Annotated in this window: 2 protein-coding genes; both read left to right on the top strand. The window is 47.8% G+C overall.

Annotated elements, in window-relative coordinates:
- Positions 1–242 precede the first annotated feature (242 nt).
- Positions 243–662 (top strand): HTH domain-containing protein, encoded by a 420-nt coding sequence (locus GPL15_RS16130; protein WP_215699716.1) that lies wholly within the window; start codon positions 243–245, stop codon positions 660–662.
- A gap of 11 nt (positions 663–673) precedes the next feature.
- The gene (locus GPL15_RS16125) at positions 674–1,669 is read left to right on the top strand and encodes an IS3 family transposase (RefSeq protein ID WP_215699715.1); all 996 of its coding nucleotides are present in this window, start codon (positions 674–676) and stop codon (positions 1,667–1,669) included.
- The last annotated feature ends 139 nt before the right edge of the window (positions 1,670–1,808 follow it).

Raw genomic sequence — 1,808 nt, 5'->3', positions numbered from 1 at the left:
TATAATGTACCCATAAGTGTGGACACTTTGAAGAGTGGGGGCCCCGTCTTTTTAGACAGATCGTCTCCTCTGCTCCCTAAATATGGACATCACTCTGTATCCCCGTCCCCTTATACTGTACACACCCTGCAGGTGTACCCAGTTTTTTGGACTGCTCCCCGGAGTTCTGGCCCCGACCCCGTTTTCTTTAGACATACTCACGGTCCTTATGGTATTCTTAAATGAACAACAGGAGGAATACCATGAGCAGAAAACCCTTTACCAATGAACAAATACTGATGCTGCGTCAAAATCCATACACTTACAGCGTGACCCAGTTTCAATTGCACCTTACCAAAGAGTTTAAAGAGATCTTTTATTCGGAATACCAGGCAGGAGAGCTTCCAAGGAAGATTCTGGAGGACCATGGCTATGATCCCGCAGTCCTTGGGGAGCGCAGGATCTGGAGCATTTCCCGCCACATCCGGGAACAGTACAAGAAATACCGCTGTTTCCGCGAAGGGAACCACACGCTCGGGAAGGAGCAGCCTCAGGAACAGACCCGTGATATTCCCGTATCCGAAAAAGAAGAACTGAAACAGCTCCGCCATGAGATTGATTATCTGAAACAGGAAGTGGAGTTTTTAAAAAAAATTTCTGCAGTCAGAATTACAGGAAAGTAGGTGCGCTGCTCATGAACGACTCTTCGTGTATTTTTGAGATTATCTTCCAGACCATGCAGCAGAGCGGCTGTTCCCTTTCTGTCAAAGAACTCTGTTCCACAGCCGGGGTTTCCAGAAGCGGCTATTATGCCTGGCTGAAGGCTGCCCCGGCCCGGGAACAGAAGGAAGAGGAGGACCGCCGGGATTTCGAACTGATTCTGTCTGCTTATAAACAGTACGGTTATTCCAAAGGGGCCCGGGGTATCCATATGGCCCTGCTCCACAGAGAACCACCGGTCATAATGAATCTGAAAAAAATCCGCAGACTGATGGAAAAGTTCCGTCTGTCCTGCCCATACCGGGGGCCAAATCCTAATAAGAGGATTGCAAAAGCGATCCGGACCGGAAGTGTTTCGGATAATCTGCTCCGCCGTGAGTTCGAGAGCTACGGCCCGAGGATGGTTTTACTGACGGATATCACTTACCTGCCATATGCCGGAAAATTTGCATATCTGTCTACGATCCTGGATGCTTTCACGAAACAGATCCTCTCTTATGTGCTCAGCGAATCCCTGGAAGTGGACTTCGTACTGGAAACAGTGGAGAATCTGATTGCGGACCATGGAATTTCTCTGCATGCGGAAACGATTATCCACAGTGACCAGGGCTGTCATTATACCAGCCGCAGCTTTATCAACATCCTGTATGACAGGAAACTGCGCCAGTCCATGTCCCATAAGGGTTGCTGCTGGGACAATGCCCCGCAGGAGAGCTTCTTTGGTCATATGAAAGACCATATCAGGGGAAAACTGGCGGATTGTGCAACGTTTAGCGAAGTAAAGTCTGTCATAGATGACTACATAAAATACTATAATAATGAACGTTACCAATGGAATCTAGCGAAACTTGCCCCAAACGAGTTTTATGACTTTTTCAACACAGGGGAGTATCCCCTGGATATCCCCAACAGGCCGGCTCGTCCGATGCCAGCCAAAAAGCCGGAAGAATTAGGGGCGGGGGTACTTTAAGACACTAAGTTTAAATCTATCACAGAATACCATAATAATAGAAAACAGGACATCTGAGGACAGGATACAAGCGCAAAAGAGGCGACCAAAAATAAATCGCCCCGCCTTTAAAAATGTCCTTGACAAGGGGTACAGTTCA

The sequence above is a fragment of the Clostridium sp. MCC353 genome (genome assembly GCF_018785315.1).
In the GTDB taxonomy this organism is placed as follows: Bacteria; Bacillota; Clostridia; order Lachnospirales; family Lachnospiraceae; genus CHH4-2.
The sequence above is the reverse complement of the archived record's forward strand: the minus strand, read 5'-3'. Positions and strand labels throughout refer to the sequence as shown.

Bases quoted from the DNA above. Each gene is read 5' to 3' on its own strand.
- GPL15_RS16130 (WP_215699716.1), top strand. From the start codon at position 243: ATGAGCAGAAAACCCTTTACCAATGAACAAATACTGATGCTGCGTCAA.
- GPL15_RS16125 (WP_215699715.1), top strand. From the start codon at position 674: ATGAACGACTCTTCGTGTATTTTTGAGATTATCTTCCAGACCATGCAG.